Origin of the sequence: Citrobacter sp. Cb041 (genome assembly GCF_030336655.1) — a bacterium.
In the GTDB taxonomy this organism is placed as follows: Bacteria; Pseudomonadota; Gammaproteobacteria; order Enterobacterales; family Enterobacteriaceae; genus Citrobacter; species Citrobacter braakii.
This window is the reverse complement of the sequence record NZ_JAOWDD010000028.1, coordinates 427,162-444,705: the sequence shown is the minus strand read 5'-3', so window position 1 is coordinate 444,705 and position 17,544 is coordinate 427,162. Positions and strand designations below refer to the sequence as shown.

The window sequence follows — 17,544 nt, the reverse complement described above, 5'->3', positions numbered from 1 at the left end:
GGGAGGAAGCGTGCGACTTCTGACAACATTGTTGTTATCGCTGGCGGTGCTTGTCACCGCCGGGTGTGGCTGGCATCTGCGTAGTACTACGCAGGTTCCACCCTCAATGAAAACCATGATCCTGAACTCTGGCGATCCGAACGGCCCGTTAAGCCGCGCGGTGCGTAATCAGCTGCGTCTGAACGGCGTTACGCTGCTTGAAGACGGTACCATGCGTAAAGATGTGACGTCCTTACGTCTGGGTGCGGTCAGCCTTTCGCAGGATACGGCATCGGTATTCCAGAACGGTCAAACGGCTGAATACCAGATGGTGATGTCCGTAAGTGCTACTGTGCTGATTCCAGGTCATGATATTTACCCAATCAGCGCCAAAGTTTATCGTTCGTTCTTTGACAACCCACAGGCTGCACTGGCGAAGGATAACGAGCAGGACATGATCATAAAAGAGATGTATGACAAAGCGGCTGAACAGTTGATTCGTAAGCTGCCAAGCGTACATCTGGCCGATACTCAGTCATCCAATGCTGATGCTGAGCCTGCGGTGAATAAAACCGCAGCGCCTGCGTCATCTCCGGCGCGTGTCTCCACCACGCTGGGTAACTGATGCTCAAGTTGTACCCTGAACAACTCCGCGCACAGCTCAATGAAGGGCTGCGCGCGGCGTATTTACTCTTGGGCAACGATCCCCTCTTATTGCAGGAAAGCCAGGATGCCATCCGTCAGGCTGCCGCAACACAAGGATTCGAAGAACACCACGCCTTCACTCTGGACAACAGCACCGACTGGGGAGAGATTTTTTCACTCTGCCAGGCGATGAGCCTGTTTGCCAGCCGTCAAACCCTGCTTCTGCAATTGCCTGAAAATGGCCCTAATGCCGCCATTAATGAACAGCTCGCGTCACTCGTCACTCTGTTACATGACGATCTGCTGCTGATAGTTCGCGGCAACAAACTCACCAGGGCACAGGAAAACGCCGCATGGTATACGGGGCTTGCGAATAACGCGGTTCAGGTAAGCTGCCAGACGCCGGAACAAGCACAGCTTCCTCGCTGGGTTGCCGCCAGGGCGAAACTTAATAACCTGCAACTGGATGACGCGGCCAATCAGCTTTTGTGCTATTGCTATGAAGGTAATTTGTTAGCACTGGCGCAAGCGCTGGAACGATTAGCGTTGCTTTGGCCTGACGGCAAGCTAACGCTGCCTCGCGTGGAGAAAGCGGTTAACGATGCCGCGCACTTTACCCCATTCCACTGGGTAGACGCGCTGCTAATGGGCAAAAGCAAACGCGCGCTGCACATTCTGCAGCAGCTACGCCTGGAAGGTAGCGAGCCGGTTATTTTGCTGCGAACGATCCAGCGTGAGTTACTGTTGCTGGTTAACTTGAAACGGCAGTCGGCCCATACGCCTTTGCGCACGTTGTTTGATAAACACCGGGTGTGGCAAAATCGCCGGGGCATGATGGGAGATGCGCTAAACCGGATGAACCCGGCGCAACTGCGTCAGGCTGTTACGCTTTTAACGCGTACGGAAATTACGCTTAAACAAGACTATGGTCAGTCAGTGTGGGCGGAACTTGAGGGGCTTTCCCTTTTGCTCTGTCATAAATCGCTGGCCGATGTTTTTATTGATGGTTGATATGAAATCATTGCAGGCTCTGTTCGGTGGCACCTTTGATCCGGTGCATTACGGTCATCTTAAACCGGTTGAAATTCTGGCGAATCTGATTGGCCTTTCCCGGGTCATCATCATGCCCAATAACGTGCCGCCACATCGTGCGCAGCCCGAAGCGTCCGGTGAGCAACGTAAGCGTATGGTTGAACTGGCCATTGCTGATAAACCGCTGTTTTCCCTGGATGAACGCGAGCTGAAACGCGATACCGCCTCCTACACCGCGCAAACGCTAAAAGAGTGGCGCGAGGAGCAAGGCCCGAACGTGCCATTAGCGTTTATCATTGGTCAGGATTCGCTGCTAACCTTCCCTTCCTGGCATGACTACCACACGATTCTGGGTAATACCCACCTCATCGTGTGCCGACGTCCGGGCTATCCACTCGAAATGGCGCAGGAAAAACACCAGCAATGGCTGGAGGATCATCTGACCCATTCAGCAGATGACCTGCACAACCTGCCTTGCGGGAAAATTTACCTGGCCGAAACGCCGTGGTTTAACATCTCCGCCACGCTCATCCGTGAGCGCCTGGAAAAGGGCGAGCCGTGCGACGACCTGATGCCAGACGCGGTGCTTGACTATATCAATCAACAGGGACTGTACCGCTAAGCGCCTTGCGTAAGGCCGTCAGCAGGCGGTTATTCTCTTCCTGGCTGCGAACGGCTACCCGATAATAGCGCGCATCCAGCCCCGGATAATTGGCGCAACTGCGAATCAAGACATGCTGTTTCAGCAACGCAAGTTGCAGATCCATATCCGCACGATCGCAGCGTAATAAACGATAATTTGCCCGGCCGGGATACGCCGTCAGGCCGGGCAGATCTTGCAGTTGATGATCAAACCGCTCCCCCTCTTGTTCCAGCCATTTCCAGGTAGCCCGCTGATACGCGCTATCGCGTAAGATAATCTCGCCAGCCAGGGCAGCAAACGCATTAATTGACCACGGCATTTGTTGGCTGCGCATCTGTGCAACCGCCTGTTCGTTACTGTTGACCAGATACCCCAGACGCAGTCCCGGGATCGCATAGAACTTGGTGAGCGAACGCAGCACCCAAATATGCGGGTTCTCGTGCAGTAACGGGATAAACCCCGACTCCCCGGCAATAAAATCGATAAACGCTTCATCAAGGATCAGGGCGATCCCCAGCGACTCGCAACGCGTGGCAATTTCACGCAGCAGGCGGGTTTCGGGCAACAACCCGGTGGGATTATTGGGCGTACAGAGAAACAGGCAGTCCAGCTCAGGCGTTAACGCATCGAGGATCGCATCGGTAAGCTGCCAGCCATCGTCTTCGCACAGCGCAAACTCATGGATCGTACACTCTCCCCATTGCAGCGCCCGACGATATTCCGCAAACCCGGGCGTCACGATCATCGCGTGGCGTGGCTTCAGGCCATGCACCAGGGTAAAAATGGATTCGGTTTCACCGTTCCCGGCCAGGATCCACGAGGACGGAATTTGATGATGCTCCGCCAGCGCGGCATGCAGTTGCGCGTAATCGACATCCGGGTAACGCTCCGTGCAGTCCAGATTGTCGATAATCGCCCGTTTTAAACTTACTGGCATACCCAGCGGGTTAATATTCGCGCTAAAATCCAGCAACTGCTCAGGCAAGATGCCCAACAATTCGGCGGCTTCTCGGGTGTTACCGCCATGTGCGCTCTTCAATAAAGACATCGTGCCGCTCCACGTAAAAAAGGGTATTTTAGTGAAAAATCACTGCGCAATCAGGGCAAACATCATATTTTGTGCGAATAGCCTCACGAGGAAAACATGAGACTCTGGTTAGTACGTCATGGCGAAACCGAAGCCAATGTCGCTGGTTTATATAGCGGCCATGCCCCCACACCGCTAACGGAACGGGGGATCGCTCAGGCACAAACGCTGGGTACGCTGTTACGCAATGTCCCTGTCGACAACGTTCTGTGCAGCGAACTGGAACGCGCCCACCATACAACGCAGTTGATTCTGGCGGAACGTGAAGTTCCTGTGCGCAACATGCCTGAGCTTAATGAGATGTTTTTTGGTGACTGGGAAATGCGTCACCATCGCGATCTGGCGCGCGAAGACGCCGAAAATTACGCCGTGTGGTGTAACGACTGGCAGAATGCGACGCCCACCAATGGCGAAGGTTTTCAGGCGTTTTCCCAGCGAGTGGAACGTTTCATTGCCCAGCTTGCTGATTATAAAGCGTGTCAAAATCTGCTGGTGGTGAGTCATCAAGGCGTGCTGAGCGTGTTGATCGCCCGTCTGCTGTCCATGCCCGCTGCGGCAATGTGGCATTTCCGCGTCGAACAAGGCTGCTGGAGCGCAATTGATTTTTGTGACGATTTTGCGGTTCTGAAAGTGCTTAACAGCCGGGCCGTATGGCGCGACGGGGAGTGAAAACGCTGTTTTTTATGCCGAAGGGCCTCTCTCCCATTGACACCCCATGACAGGCTGTTATTCTCCGCAGCCTGACTTTTCCCGCCCTTCAGAGCTTTGCAGAAATTGTTTTACAAAAATGGCGATGCATTCTGTGGCGTGGGGTGGGATGATAGCGCACTTCACAAGCGCATTCGGAGACATTTGTCCCGATATCGCCTCTGGTTCAGGTATACTAACAGACGTTTTTAACTCTTTTCACCCAGGGGGAACACTTGCAGGGTAAAGCACTCCAGGATTTTGTAATCGACAAAATTGATGACCTGAAAGGTCAAGACATCATCGCCTTAGACGTTCAGGGCAAATCCAGCATCACTGATTGCATGATTATCTGCACCGGTACATCCAGCCGTCACGTTATGTCTATTGCAGACCACGTGGTTCAGGAGTCCCGCACTGCTGGCCTGCTGCCGCTCGGCGTGGAAGGCGAGAATGTCGCTGACTGGATCGTCGTTGACCTCGGCGATGTGATTGTCCACGTGATGCAGGAAGAGAGTCGTCGCCTGTATGAACTGGAAAAACTCTGGAGTTAATGCGTGAAGCTGCAACTTGTCGCTGTGGGTACGAAAATGCCTGACTGGGTACAAACCGGATTTACCGAGTATCTCCGTCGGTTTCCGAAAGATATGCCCTTTGAGCTGATCGAAATCCCGGCAGGAAAGCGCGGCAAGAACGCGGACATTAAACGCATTCTCGACAAAGAGGGTGAGCAGATGCTGGCTGCCGCAGGCAAAAACCGCATCGTCACCCTTGATATCCCGGGTAAACCCTGGGACACGCCGCAGTTGGCGACCGAACTGGAGCGCTGGAAACTGGACGGTCGTGACGTCAGCCTGTTAATTGGCGGGCCGGAAGGTCTCTCTCCTGCCTGTAAAGCCGCAGCGGAACAAAGCTGGTCACTCTCTGCATTAACCCTTCCACACCCTCTTGTTCGGGTTCTGGTTGCGGAGAGTCTGTACAGGGCGTGGAGCATTACCACCAACCATCCTTATCACCGTGAGTGATCATTGATTCTTGAGTAGATTAAGCAGCGGATGAAACTACAGAATTCTTTTCGCGACTATTCGGCTGAGTCCGCGCTGTTTGTGCGCCGGGCGCTGGTCGCTTTTTTGGGGATTTTGCTGCTAACCGGCGTGCTGATCGCCAACCTTTATAATCTGCAAATCGTTCGCTTCACTGATTATCAGACCCGTTCGAACGAAAACCGCATCAAACTGGTGCCTATCGCGCCGAGTCGCGGCATCATTTATGACCGCAACGGAATACCTCTCGCCCTTAACCGCACCATTTATCAGATAGAAATGATGCCGGAAAAGGTAGACAACATTCAGGATACCCTCGACGCGCTGCGTAACGTCGTAGACCTGACGGACGACGATATTGCTGCCTTTAAAAAAGAGCGCGCCCGTTCACACCGTTTCACCTCTATTCCGGTAAAAACCAACCTGACTGAAGTTCAGGTCGCACGCTTTGCCGTGAATCAATATCGCTTTCCTGGGGTCGAAGTTAAAGGCTATAAACGCCGCTATTACCCATACGGCTCTGCGCTGACCCACGTAATTGGCTACGTATCGAAGATCAACGATAAAGACGTAGACCGCCTGGACAAAGACGGCAAGCTGGCTAACTACGCGGCAACGCATGACATCGGCAAGCTGGGTATTGAACGCTATTATGAGGACGTGCTTCACGGCCAAACCGGGTATGAAGAAGTTGAAGTGAACAACCGCGGCCGCGTCATTCGCCAGCTGAAAGAAGTGGCGCCGCAGGCCGGGCACGATATCTATCTCACCCTTGATTTGAAACTCCAGCAGTATATTGAAACGCTGCTGGCGGGCAGTCGTGCCGCCGTGGTGGTTACCGACCCGCGTACCGGTGGCGTTCTGGCGCTGGTATCTATGCCGAGCTATGACCCGAATCTGTTCGTGGATGGTATCTCCAGTAAAGATTACTCCGGGTTGCTCAATGACCCGAACACCCCCTTGGTTAACCGCGCCACACAGGGTGTTTACCCCCCTGCTTCGACGGTTAAACCTTACGTTGCGGTTTCTGCGTTAAGCGCAGGCGTCATCACCCGCAATACCGGCCTGTTCGATCCGGGCTGGTGGCAGCTACCGGGCTCTGAAAAACGTTACCGCGACTGGAAAAAGTGGGGGCACGGCCATCTGAATATCACCCGCTCTCTGGAAGAGTCCGCGGATACGTTTTTCTATCAAATCGCCTATGATATGGGGATTGACCGGCTTTCCGAGTGGATGAGCAAATTTGGCTACGGCAAATATACGGGCATCGATCTTGCCGAAGAGCGCTCCGGCAATATGCCAACCCGCGAGTGGAAACAAAAACGGTTTAAAAAGCCATGGTATCAGGGTGATACCATTCCCGTCGGCATCGGCCAGGGTTACTGGACAGCAACCCCAATCCAGATGAGTAAAGCGCTGATGATCCTTATCAACGACGGTTTGATAAAAGTCCCGCATCTGCTGATGAGCACGGCAGAAAACGGCAAGCAGGTGCCGTGGGTACAGCCGCACGAACCGCCCGTTGGCGATATTCATTCTGGTTACTGGGAAATCGCGAAAGACGGTATGTACGGTGTTGCGAACCGCCCTAACGGAACTGCGCATAAGTATTTTGCTGGCGCGCCTTACAAAATTGCGGCGAAATCCGGTACCGCGCAGGTCTTTGGCCTGAAAGCTAATGAAACCTATAACGCACATAAGATCGCCGAGCGTTTACGTGACCACAAGCTGATGACGGCCTTCGCCCCCTATGATAAACCCCAGGTCGCTGTCGCCATGATCCTTGAAAACGGCGGTGCGGGTCCGGCGGTGGGTACCATTATGCGCCAGATCCTTGACCATATTATGTTGGGCGACAACAACACCAATCTGCCTGCGGAAAACCCAGCGGTTGCAGCAGCGGAGGACCAATAATCGTGACGGATAATCCGAACAAAAAAACATTCTGGGACAAAATCCACATCGATCCCACAATGTTGCTTATTTTGCTGGCTTTGCTGGTTTACAGCTCACTGGTCATCTGGAGCGCCAGCGGCCAGGATATTGGCATGATGGAGCGCAAAGTCGGCCAGATCGCAATGGGCCTGGTCATCATGGTAGTGATGGCGCAAATTCCCCCCCGGGTGTATGAGGGCTGGGCGCCCTATCTCTATATCTTTTGCATCATTCTGTTGGTGGCGGTAGACGCCTTCGGCGCCATTTCCAAAGGTGCGCAGCGCTGGCTGGATTTGGGTATCGTGCGTTTTCAGCCTTCTGAAATTGCCAAAATCGCCGTGCCGCTGATGGTTGCGCGCTTTATTAACCGTGACGTTTGCCCACCATCGCTAAAAAATACCGCCATTGCGCTGGTGCTGATTTTTATGCCCACGCTGCTGGTCGCCGCCCAACCTGACCTCGGCACCTCAATTCTGGTCGCCCTTTCCGGTCTGTTTGTCTTGTTCCTTTCTGGTTTGAGCTGGCGCTTAATCGGCGTTGCGGTAGTTCTGGTCGCGGCGTTTATCCCGATACTGTGGTTCTTCCTGATGCATGATTACCAGCGTCAGCGCGTCATGATGCTGCTCGACCCGGAAACCGATCCGCTGGGCGCGGGTTATCACATAATTCAGTCTAAAATTGCTATTGGCTCCGGCGGGTTACGCGGTAAAGGCTGGCTGCATGGTACACAGTCGCAGCTTGAGTTTTTACCCGAACGCCACACCGACTTTATCTTTGCAGTCTTAGCGGAAGAGCTGGGTCTGGTGGGGATCTTGATTCTGTTGACGCTCTACATTTTGCTGATTATGCGCGGATTATGGATCGCTGCCCGCGCGCAAACCACCTTTGGTCGCGTCATGGCGGGTGGCTTAATGTTGATATTATTCGTTTATGTCTTCGTAAATATTGGTATGGTGAGCGGTATTCTGCCCGTGGTTGGGGTTCCACTCCCACTGGTCAGTTACGGAGGCTCGGCACTTATCGTGCTGATGGCCGGGTTCGGGATTGTTATGTCGATCCACACCCATAGAAAAATGTTGTCGAAAAGCGTGTAAGGGGTACGCAATGCGTAAGCAGTGGCTTGGTATCTGCATCGCAGCAGGAATGCTCGCGGCGTGTTCGAGTGATGATGGTCAGCAACAGGTTGCTGTCGCACCGCAGCCTGCGGTGTGTAATGGTCCGATTGTTGAAATCAGCGGGGCTGATCCGCGCTTTGAACCCCTGAACCCAACGGCGAATCAGGACTACCAGCGTGATGGTAAAAGCTACAAAATCGTGCAGGATCCCTCCCGCTTTAGCCAGGCCGGACTTGCCGCTATCTATGATGCGGAACCAGGAAGCAACTTAACCGCATCTGGCGAAGCGTTCGATCCGATGCAGCTGACCGCTGCGCATCCGACGCTGCCTGTCCCCAGCTATGCCAGAATTACCAATCTGGCGAACGGCAGGATGATCGTCGTGCGCATTAACGATCGCGGGCCTTATGGCAACGATCGCGTGATTTCACTTTCGCGCGCCGCAGCCGATCGTCTGAACACCTCCAACAACACTAAAGTGCGTATCGACCCAATCATCGTCGCCCAGGATGGTTCATTGTCCGGACCGGGTATGGCTTGTACCACGGTCGCGAAACAAACTTATGCCTTGCCTGCGCGTCCTGATTTAAGCGGTGGCGGCAATATGGGAAGCATGCCTTCGCCATCAGATGCAGGTCAGCCGCAAGGCGATATTCGTCCGATCAGTAATTCCACGCTGAAAAGCGATGATCCAACCGGTGCGCCAGTAAACAGCAGTGGATTCCTCGGTGCGCCAACCACGCTCGCATCAGGCGTGCTGGAAAGCAGCGAGCCGACTCCGGCGCCGCAATCGACAACCACCGCACCGGTCACGTCAACCGCGCCGGCAACAACACCAGCAGCCGTCACAGCCCCTGCGCCTGCGGCAACTGCCAACGGACGCTATGTGGTTCAGGTTGGCGCAGTCAGCGAGCAGTCGCGCGCGCAGCAGTATCAAAAGCGTTTAAGCCAGCAGTTTGGCGTTCCTGGCCGGGTGGTACAAAACGGCGCAGTCTGGCGTATCCAGATGGGGCCGTTTGCCAGCAAAGCTGAAGCCTCCACATTGCAGCAGCGTCTTCAATCCGAGGCGCAATTACAGTCCTTCATCACCGGCGTGTAATAACGTAAATCAGGTATCTGAACTGTCAGTTTCTGTAAATGACATTAACAAAGTCACGCGGAAAGTCAGATGCCTGCCAGTTATGCATTTGCTATAGTAGGGCACTTTTTTTAATTTCATCACGGACGTCGTAGTTCAGACCATGAAGACCACTTTTTCCGCTCGTTTCGTGCAGCGTATGGCGCTCACCGCGGCTCTCTGCGCAGCCTCTCTCTCTGCTGCCCATGCCGATGACCTGAATATTAAAACCATGATCCCGGGTGTTCCGCAGATCGATGCGGAGTCGTATATCCTGATTGATTACAATTCAGGTAAAGTTCTGGCAGAACAGAACGCAGACACTCGCCGCGACCCCGCCAGTCTGACCAAAATGATGACCAGCTACGTCATCGGCCAGGCGATGAAAGCCGGGAAATTCAAAGAAACCGATCTGGTCACCGTCGGCAATGACGCATGGGCTACGGGCAACCCGGTCTTCAAAGGTTCATCGCTGATGTTCCTCAAGCCAGGCATGCAGGTTCCTGTTTCTCAGCTGATCCGTGGTATTAACCTGCAATCCGGAAACGACGCGTGCGTGGCGATGGCAGACTTCGCAGCCGGTAGCCAGGATGCTTTCGTCGGCCTGATGAACAGCTATGTGAATGCGCTGGGCCTGAAAAACACCCACTTCCAGACCGTTCATGGTCTCGATGCTGACGGTCAGTACAGCTCGGCTCGCGACATGGCGATGATTGGTCAGGCTCTGATTCGTGACGTGCCTAACGAATACTCTATCTATAAAGAAAAAGAGTTCACTTTTAACGGCATTCGTCAGTTAAACCGCAACGGCCTGCTGTGGGATAACAGCCTGAATGTCGACGGTATCAAAACCGGTCACACCGATAAGGCTGGCTATAACCTCGTTGCATCCGCAACCGAAGGCCAGATGCGTCTGATCTCCGCCGTTATGGGTGGTCGCACCTATAAAGGCCGAGAAACCGAAAGTAAAAAACTGCTGACCTGGGGCTTCCGTTTCTTCGAAACCGTGAACCCGTTGAAAGTGGGTAAAGAATTTGCCTCAGAACCCGCCTGGTTTGGTAACACCGATCGTGCGTCGTTAGGCGTTGATAAAGACGTCTACCTGACCATTCCGCGCGGCCGCATGAAAGACCTGAAAGCCAGCTATGTGTTGAACACCACTGAACTGCACGCCCCGCTGCAGAAAAACCAGGTTGTCGGCACTATCAACTTCCAGTTGGATGGCAAAACCATTGAACAGCGCCCGCTGGTGGTGCTGCAGGAAATCCCTGAAGGCAACTTCTTTGGGAAAATCATTGATTACATTAAATTAATGTTCCATCACTGGTTTGGCTAAAAATCGAACACTTGAAAGTGTGATTTACGTCCCCATATACTAGGTATCCAGATAACTCCCACGCGCAGTGGGAGTTATTATTTTTTGATGTAACGCCGGAGCTGACATGAAAACCAAACTTAACGAACTGCTTGAATTCCCTACTCCATTTACTTACAAAGTAATGGGGCAGGCGTTGCCTGAGCTGGTTGATCAGGTGGTTGAAGTGGTACAGCGCCATGCGCCAGGTGATTACTCTCCGACGGTAAAACCGAGCAGCAAAGGCAACTACCACTCGGTCTCAATCACCATCACTGCTACACACATTGAGCAGGTTGAAACGCTGTACGAAGAATTAGGCAATATCGATATCGTACGCATGGTGCTGTAAAAACCTGTCGGTTACCCGCTGCATCCCCGCTCGGGTAACCCCCCCCTGTGATATACTTTTCCCCTCTTTAACATTCTCTACGGAGATGCCGTTTTGTATCAGGATAAAATTCTGGTCCGCCAGCTCGGTCTTCAACCTTACGAGCCAGTCTCTCTAGCCATGCATGAATTTACCGATACCCGTGATGAAAACAGTCATGATGAAATCTGGCTGGTAGAGCATTATCCTGTCTTCACCCAGGGTCAGGCAGGTAAAGCTGAGCACGTATTGATGCCGGGAGATATTCCGGTGATCCAGAGCGATCGTGGCGGTCAGGTGACCTACCACGGGCCAGGCCAACAGGTCATGTATGTGCTGTTGAACCTGAAGCGTCGTAAACTTGGCGTTCGCGAACTGGTTACGCTGCTGGAGCAAACCGTCGTGAATACCCTTGCCGAAATCGGCATTGACGCCCACCCGCGAGCCGATGCGCCTGGCGTATACGTGGGTGAGAAGAAAATCTGTTCTTTGGGATTACGTATCCGTAAAGGATGTTCATTTCACGGCTTAGCGCTCAACGTGGATATGGACTTGTCGCCTTTCCTGCGTATCAATCCTTGTGGTTATGCCGGGATGGAGATGGCGAAAGTATCGCAGTGGGATAGCACAGCCACGACCGAAAGCATTCGCCCCCGCCTGCTGGCCAACATTCTCGCGCTGTTGGGTAACCCACCGCACGAGTACATTGCGAACTGAAAATACGGTCATACTTTGCCACGGCATATGTTGTGGCAAATGGCACAAAACAACAACTATTTTACATTTTGCCAGCCTGTCAGGCTGCTTTCTGGCCCGTTTCAATGATATACTGCGTATCACTAATTCAAAAATAGTTGATAAATGCAACATTCCCTTGAATTGAAACGCTTTCCTTCGTAATTCGCAACTGGAACACGCAAGCTATGAGTAAACCCATTGTGATGGAACGCGGTGTTAAATACCGCGATGCCGATAAGATGGCTCTTATCCCGGTAAAAAATGTGGCAACAGAGCGTGAAGCCCTGCTGCGTAAACCGGAATGGATGAAAATAAAACTGCCAGCGGACTCCACTCGCATCCAGGGCATCAAAGCGGCAATGCGCAAAAATGGCCTGCACTCTGTCTGCGAAGAAGCTTCCTGCCCTAACCTGGCTGAATGTTTCAATCACGGAACAGCAACCTTTATGATCCTCGGCGCAATCTGTACTCGCCGTTGCCCATTCTGTGACGTTGCCCATGGCCGTCCGGTTGCTCCTGACGCCAACGAGCCGTTAAAACTGGCTCAGACAATTGCGGACATGGCGCTGCGCTATGTCGTGATTACCTCCGTTGACCGCGACGATCTGCGTGACGGCGGCGCTCAGCACTTTGCTGACTGCATCACCGCGATTCGTGAGAAAAGTCCGTCGATTAAAATCGAAACGCTGGTGCCTGACTTCCGTGGTCGTATGGATCGCGCGCTGGATATCCTCACAGCCACACCGCCGGACGTGTTTAACCACAACCTCGAAAACGTACCGCGTATTTATCGTAATGTACGCCCTGGGGCTGACTACAACTGGTCGCTGAAGCTTCTGGAACGCTTTAAGGAAGCGCACCCGGAGATTCCGACCAAATCGGGTCTGATGGTGGGTCTGGGTGAAACTAATGCTGAAATCATTGAGGTCATGCGAGACCTGCGCAGCCATGGCGTGACCATGCTGACGCTGGGGCAGTATTTACAGCCAAGCCGCCATCACCTCCCGGTTCAACGCTATGTAAGCCCGGATGAGTTCGATGAGATGAAAGCAGAAGCCATGGCTATGGGCTTTACCCACGCTGCTTGCGGTCCATTCGTGCGCTCTTCATACCATGCTGACATGCAGGCCAAAGGGCTGGAAGTGAAGTAATCGTGTAATACTCACTTACATATCAGCAATAAAAAACCGGCAAATCGCCGGTTTTTTTCATGCAGAGTTTGCAGAATTACTCTTTATGAGAAAGCTTCTCAGCCTGAACGCTACCATCAGCCTCTTTCTTGGCATCGGCATTATCGTCGTTCATTGCTTTCTTGAAGCCCTTGATTGCCGTCCCCAGGTCTCCACCCAGAGTACGTAACTTCTTGGTACCAAACAGCAGAACAACCAGTGCGGCAACCACCAGCAGTTTGGTAATACTAATCTCACCCATAGATACCTTCTTGACTTAAACCAGGCTACATAAAGCGCCATATTAACCTGAGAATATTAACGGCCTTTCGACGCGCGCACACAATAGCAATCTGTAACAAGGTGAATCAAGCCTTGTTTAAAAAAACGTCATAATAATTGCGGTGGCGCAAAGCGTCGGTTACTTAACACCGGAAGTTGTGCCCTGACCTGCCTGACCCGCTCGGCGGAAACCTCGGCCATAATGAGCGCGGGCGTTTCAGCCGCCGCCGCAATAGTCACGCCAAAGGGATCGATGACCCGGCTTTGGCCGATATTCTTGTTGCCGCATTCTCCGGCCGCAACCAGATAACACGTGGCATCCAGCGCTCTTGCCGCCAAAAGCGTGGCCCAATGATGCTCTTTTAACGATCCCCGCACCCAAGCCGCAGGTAAAACGAGAATCTCAGCCCCCTGCAACGCGAGCGCCAGCGCCAGCTCAGGGAAGCGCAGGTCATAGCAGGTCATTAGCCCTACTTTTACTCCGCCTACCTCCAGCAGCGGCGCTATGGCGTCCCCTGCATCGACATTACGTGACTCCTGAATCGAAAAGGCATCATAGAGATGTAATTTAGCGTAATGGGCCACTACCCGACCAGCCCGTAGCGCCACCAGCATGTTAAATGCCCGGCCTGGCACAGAGGGAACATGAATCGTCAGGATTGTCGTCATCTCATTTTGTGCGCTTTCTCGCAACAAATACGTCAGAAACCCGCCTTCCAAAAGCTGAGCTGATTTCACTGACAGGTCAGGGTCTAAATCGTCACGCGCCAGCAATGCCTCCGGTAATACCAGTAGCGACGCCCCCTCTCCTGCAGCCTGAGACATCAGTAAGGCGCAAGTTTCTGCATTTTTTTCCCATGAAGGTCCCACGGCAAATTGCCCTGCTGCAACGAACATATTCCCTCCAGAAAACTTTGTTAGGCTCGCCAACAACAATTATTCAGCGTTACACTCACCCTCTATACAATCAAATAGCAGGATTACGCAGTGTTACAACTCCTTTTAGCAGTTTTTATCGGTGGTGGTACAGGTAGCGTAGCAAGATGGATGTTGAGTATGCGGTTTAACCCGCTGCATCAGGCCATTCCATTCGGTACGCTGGCTGCAAACTTACTTGGCGCATTTATCATTGGTATGGGTCTGGCATGGTTTAATCGCATGACAAATATTGACCCAATGTGGAAGGTGCTGATTACTACTGGCTTTTGCGGGGGACTGACAACGTTTTCCACTTTCTCTGCTGAGGTAGTGTTTTTACTGCAGGAAGGACGCTTTGGTTGGGCTATGGTGAATGTACTGGTTAATCTGTTGGGATCATTCGCGATGACCGCCCTGGCATTCTGGTTGGTTTCTGCCTCTCCCGCACATTGAAGCGAAAAAAACCCGCAATTAAGCGGGTTTTGAATGCTTGCTGTCGTATGCTTACAGAGCGATTACGTTTGCAGCAGAAGGGCCTTTGGCACCGTTAGTGATTTCGAACTCTACACGCTGACCTTCAGCCAGAGTTTTAAAACCATTGGTCTGGATTGCAGAGAAGTGTACGAACACATCTTTGCTGCCATCTTCCGGAGTAATGAAACCGAATCCTTTGGACTCATTAAACCACTTAACGTTACCTTTAATCTTAGACATCAAAATTACCTTTACATGAAAAATAGACACAAATGCTGTGTCGGGTATCAGTACAACAATTGTGGTGCACTTTGTCCAGTCGAACTTTATCAAAAAGTGATAAATGTCGCGTTATTTTTCAGTTAAACTTCCTATCGCTATGTTTTTAAAAGACTTTCCAATAAACCACCTGACAATACAGGTAGTCCATCAAAACTGGAACCGCATCCACGCAAAGTAGACGTTGCCGTTGTTATACGTTCCAGGAATGTAGGTCATCTGAAACGTTGCCGGACCATAACCAATTGATGCCAGCGGTAACAGCACCGGTACCGGAATGTAGTTCCAGTTATCACGCGCGGTGAAACCGGCGGTAAAGCCGAGACCTGTATGGAAGTTTTCATCAGCCAGCGGTCGCCAGGTTTTTTCCCAGCCATAGCCGCCAATGGGTTCCCATTTATTGTAGGAATCCTTAAACGCCATGATATAAAGTCCGTGCCAGTTACCTTTATCATCCCAACGGGATTGACCAAATCCTGCACCCCACGGCCGTTCATTGTAGCGATCCGTTTTTTCTTTATCGTAGGCAAAACGCGCATGCCAGGTAATAGCAGGTACATACAGATCATAATGTTCCGGCTGCTGCCAGGTTTCACTGACATTATCTTTAAAAGTAGCAAACCAGCCTTTATCTTCAGCAGCAGCCTGGGAAGTGAAAGCTAACTGAATAAAAATAAATGAAAAAATGAGAAAATATCGTTTAGCGAAAATCACAACTTAATTACCATCCTGGGATTTATTATTAATTTTAGCAAACCCAACCTTAATGTCAGCTTAACAAAAATGCGCAAATAAAAAATCAGAATATTCCTCAGCCTATAAGTTATCCCTTTATTTACTGAGCCATTTCATAGGAACTATTTTCTCTTTATTGCCAATAAATTGTGCTTTCCTGCGGCGAGAGTTAAATAACATCACAATAAATTAACAATAAGTCATCAATATCACCACAAAACACACACACCAACGCTGCGCTTCACAGTTTTTTATTGTGATATTGTTTTTTTAATCGCGATGCTGAAAAAACGGCTTAGCCATCGCTTGAATCCGTATTTTTATTGATTTCAATCAGCAAGAGTTATCGGTTTATTAGGCACATTCTGTCACCACTTTTTACTTTTTTTAGTTTTTTAACTTTCTGGGCAGCAATGCGACAGGGGAAACAATGTTGACATTTATTGAACTCCTTATTGGGGTTGTGGTTATTGTGGGTGTAGCGCGCTACATCATTAAAGGTTATTCCGCGACAGGCGTACTGTTTGTCGGCGGTCTGGTTTTGCTGATTATCAGTGCGTTGATGGGCCATAAAGTTTTGCCGTCTAGCGCAGCAACGACGGGCTATACGGCAACAGACATTGTTGAATATATTAAAATTTTGCTGATGAGCCGTGGCGGCGATCTCGGCATGATGATTATGATGCTGTGTGGTTTTGCCGCCTACATGACGCATATTGGCGCGAATGATATGGTGGTTAAGCTGGCCTCTAAGCCGCTGCAGTATATCAATTCACCTTATCTGCTTATGATTGCCGCCTATTTTGTCGCCTGCCTGATGTCCCTGGCGGTCTCTTCAGCAACCGGTCTGGGCGTATTGCTGATGGCGACATTGTTCCCGATCATGGTTAACGTTGGGATTAGCCGTGGCGCCGCAGCGGCCATTTGCGCCTCCCCAGCCGCTATTATTCTTTCGCCAACATCCGGTGATGTAGTGCTGGCTGCAAAAGCCGCGGAAATGCCGCTGATCGATTTCGCGTTTAAAACCACGCTGCCAATTTCCATTGCCGCCATCATTGCTATGGCGATTGCCCACTTTTTCTGGCAGCGTTACCTGGATAAAAAAGAGAACATTTCTCATGAAATGTTAGATGTGGCTGAAATTACCACTACCGCCCCGTCGTTTTACGCCATCTTGCCATTTACCCCGATCGTTGGCGTCCTGATTTTCGATGGAAAATGGGCCCCACAGCTGCATATCATTACGATTCTGGTGCTGTGCATGCTCATCGCTGCTGTACTGGAGTTCGTACGAGGATTCAACACCCAGAAGGTTTTCTCGGGTCTGGAAGTCGCCTACCGTGGTATGGCGGATGCCTTTGCTAACGTGGTGATGCTGTTAGTCGCGGCGGGCGTTTTTGCCCAGGGTCTGAGCACAATCGGCTTTATTCAGAGTCTGATTTCTATCGCCACCTCGTTTGGCTCCGCGAGCATTATTCTGATGCTGGTACTGGTGATCCTGACTATGCTGGCGGCAATGACCACGGGGTCCGGTAACGCACCGTTCTATGCCTTCGTTGAGATGATCCCGAAACTGGCGCACTCTTCTGGTATTAACCCGGCTTACCTGGCTATCCCGATGCTGCAGGCATCAAACCTTGGACGCACAATCTCTCCGGTCTCCGGTGTGGTTGTCGCTGTCGCAGGGATGGCAAAGATCTCTCCGTTCGAAGTAGTGAAACGTACCTCGGTTCCGGTTCTGGTTGGACTGCTGGTTGTGATTATCGCAACTGAAGTGATGGTGCCGGCGACGTCCGCCCTGATTGGCGGTTAACGATAACTGTCAGTATCTGACCTTGATACGCAAAATCATTTAAGCTGCATCAAGGCGGCAAGTGAAGACATCCCCAGTACCATAGATAATTATGTGCCTGGGGTTTCTTCACGCAGCCCACAAAGAGGC

General features: G+C 51.7%; 20 protein-coding genes. 15 read left to right on the top strand and 5 right to left on the bottom strand.

The genetic code is table 11. The annotated features are described in order from the left end of the window. Window positions 1–10 precede the first annotated feature (10 nt). The 3 genes from lptE to nadD are packed head-to-tail and all read left to right on the top strand — an operon-like array spanning window position 11 to window position 2,278. Entirely contained in the window at window positions 11–604 is a 594-nt protein-coding gene (lptE, locus tag OGV52_RS04605; protein ID WP_016152238.1) for an LPS assembly lipoprotein LptE, read from the top strand. Beyond that, the gene (holA, locus tag OGV52_RS04600) at window positions 604–1,635 is read left to right on the top strand and encodes a DNA polymerase III subunit delta (protein ID WP_103766010.1); all 1,032 of its coding nucleotides are present in this window, start codon (window positions 604–606) and stop codon (window positions 1,633–1,635) included. The genes lptE and holA overlap by 1 nt, the downstream gene beginning before the upstream one ends. Window position 1,636: 1 nt before the next feature. Then, window positions 1,637–2,278, top strand: a complete 642-nt coding sequence (nadD, locus tag OGV52_RS04595) for a nicotinate-nucleotide adenylyltransferase (protein WP_087121840.1) — start codon at window positions 1,637–1,639, stop codon at window positions 2,276–2,278. Here the strand turns inward: nadD and cobD are convergent. Further along, complete coding sequence (gene cobD, locus OGV52_RS04590; protein WP_200051411.1) at window positions 2,253–3,347, bottom strand: threonine-phosphate decarboxylase CobD; 1,095 nt, start codon at window positions 3,345–3,347, stop codon at window positions 2,253–2,255. The two genes, nadD and cobD, sit on opposite strands and share 26 nt — an antisense overlap. Window positions 3,348–3,443: 96 nt before the next feature. Here cobD and OGV52_RS04585 point away from each other — a divergent pair, with 96 nt between their 5' ends. From OGV52_RS04585 to lipA, 10 genes are all read left to right on the top strand, one after another. Continuing rightward, entirely contained in the window at window positions 3,444–4,055 is a 612-nt protein-coding gene (locus OGV52_RS04585) for an adenosylcobalamin/alpha-ribazole phosphatase (protein ID WP_200051410.1), read from the top strand. Window positions 4,056–4,309: 254 nt separating this feature from the next. Next, a complete protein-coding gene (gene rsfS, locus OGV52_RS04580; RefSeq protein WP_003022728.1) occupies window positions 4,310–4,627 on the top strand; it encodes a ribosome silencing factor in 318 nt (105 codons plus the stop codon). Between the two features lie 3 nt (window positions 4,628–4,630). Next, window positions 4,631–5,098: a 23S rRNA (pseudouridine(1915)-N(3))-methyltransferase RlmH gene (rlmH, locus tag OGV52_RS04575; RefSeq protein WP_003022725.1), complete on the top strand. Its 468-nt coding sequence runs from the start codon at window positions 4,631–4,633 to the stop codon at window positions 5,096–5,098. A gap of 30 nt (window positions 5,099–5,128) precedes the next feature. Continuing rightward, a complete protein-coding gene (gene mrdA / locus OGV52_RS04570) occupies window positions 5,129–7,030 on the top strand; it encodes a peptidoglycan DD-transpeptidase MrdA (protein ID WP_016152233.1) in 1,902 nt (633 codons plus the stop codon). Window positions 7,031–7,032: 2 nt separating this feature from the next. Further along, window positions 7,033–8,145 carry a peptidoglycan glycosyltransferase MrdB gene (gene mrdB, locus OGV52_RS04565; RefSeq protein ID WP_006685529.1) on the top strand — a complete coding sequence of 371 codons (1,113 nt, stop codon included), beginning with the start codon at window positions 7,033–7,035 and terminating at the stop codon, window positions 8,143–8,145. Window positions 8,146–8,155: 10 nt separating this feature from the next. Next, window positions 8,156–9,265: an endolytic peptidoglycan transglycosylase RlpA gene (gene rlpA / locus OGV52_RS04560; protein ID WP_046274587.1), complete on the top strand. Its 1,110-nt coding sequence runs from the start codon at window positions 8,156–8,158 to the stop codon at window positions 9,263–9,265. Between the two features lie 142 nt (window positions 9,266–9,407). Further along, window positions 9,408–10,619, top strand: coding sequence for a D-alanyl-D-alanine carboxypeptidase DacA (dacA, locus tag OGV52_RS04555; RefSeq protein ID WP_003022711.1), 1,212 nt, complete (start codon window positions 9,408–9,410; stop codon window positions 10,617–10,619). 106 nt (window positions 10,620–10,725) lie between these two features. After that, window positions 10,726–10,989, top strand: a complete 264-nt coding sequence (ybeD, locus tag OGV52_RS04550; RefSeq protein ID WP_003022706.1) for a DUF493 family protein YbeD — start codon at window positions 10,726–10,728, stop codon at window positions 10,987–10,989. 93 nt (window positions 10,990–11,082) lie between these two features. Further along, window positions 11,083–11,724, top strand: a complete 642-nt coding sequence (gene lipB, locus OGV52_RS04545) for a lipoyl(octanoyl) transferase LipB (protein WP_235116621.1) — start codon at window positions 11,083–11,085, stop codon at window positions 11,722–11,724. Window positions 11,725–11,930: 206 nt separating this feature from the next. Next, window positions 11,931–12,896, top strand: coding sequence for a lipoyl synthase (lipA, locus tag OGV52_RS04540; RefSeq protein WP_003022702.1), 966 nt, complete (start codon window positions 11,931–11,933; stop codon window positions 12,894–12,896). A 76-nt stretch (window positions 12,897–12,972) separates the two neighbouring features. Here lipA and tatE read toward each other — a convergent pair whose 3' ends face one another. Further along, complete coding sequence (gene tatE / locus OGV52_RS04535) at window positions 12,973–13,176, bottom strand: twin-arginine translocase subunit TatE (protein ID WP_016152230.1); 204 nt, start codon at window positions 13,174–13,176, stop codon at window positions 12,973–12,975. Window positions 13,177–13,304: 128 nt separating this feature from the next. Beyond that, window positions 13,305–14,093, bottom strand: a complete 789-nt coding sequence (locus OGV52_RS04530) for a deaminated glutathione amidase (RefSeq protein WP_287108145.1) — start codon at window positions 14,091–14,093, stop codon at window positions 13,305–13,307. Window positions 14,094–14,183: 90 nt separating this feature from the next. On the opposite strand from OGV52_RS04530, the gene crcB reads away from it, so the two are divergent. Continuing rightward, window positions 14,184–14,567 (top strand): fluoride efflux transporter CrcB, encoded by a 384-nt coding sequence (gene crcB, locus OGV52_RS04525; protein ID WP_003831281.1) that lies wholly within the window; start codon window positions 14,184–14,186, stop codon window positions 14,565–14,567. 51 nt (window positions 14,568–14,618) lie between these two features. Here crcB and cspE read toward each other — a convergent pair whose 3' ends face one another. Both cspE and pagP read right to left on the bottom strand, forming a co-directional pair. Next, window positions 14,619–14,828: a transcription antiterminator/RNA stability regulator CspE gene (gene cspE, locus OGV52_RS04520; protein ID WP_000034825.1), complete on the bottom strand. Its 210-nt coding sequence runs from the start codon at window positions 14,826–14,828 to the stop codon at window positions 14,619–14,621. Window positions 14,829–15,017: 189 nt separating this feature from the next. Then, window positions 15,018–15,581, bottom strand: coding sequence for a lipid IV(A) palmitoyltransferase PagP (gene pagP, locus OGV52_RS04515; RefSeq protein ID WP_016155963.1), 564 nt, complete (start codon window positions 15,579–15,581; stop codon window positions 15,018–15,020). Between the two features lie 451 nt (window positions 15,582–16,032). Between pagP and dcuC the strand changes: the two genes are divergently transcribed. Continuing rightward, window positions 16,033–17,415, top strand: a complete 1,383-nt coding sequence (gene dcuC / locus OGV52_RS04510; RefSeq protein WP_287108143.1) for an anaerobic C4-dicarboxylate transporter DcuC — start codon at window positions 16,033–16,035, stop codon at window positions 17,413–17,415. The last annotated feature ends 129 nt before the right edge of the window (window positions 17,416–17,544 follow it).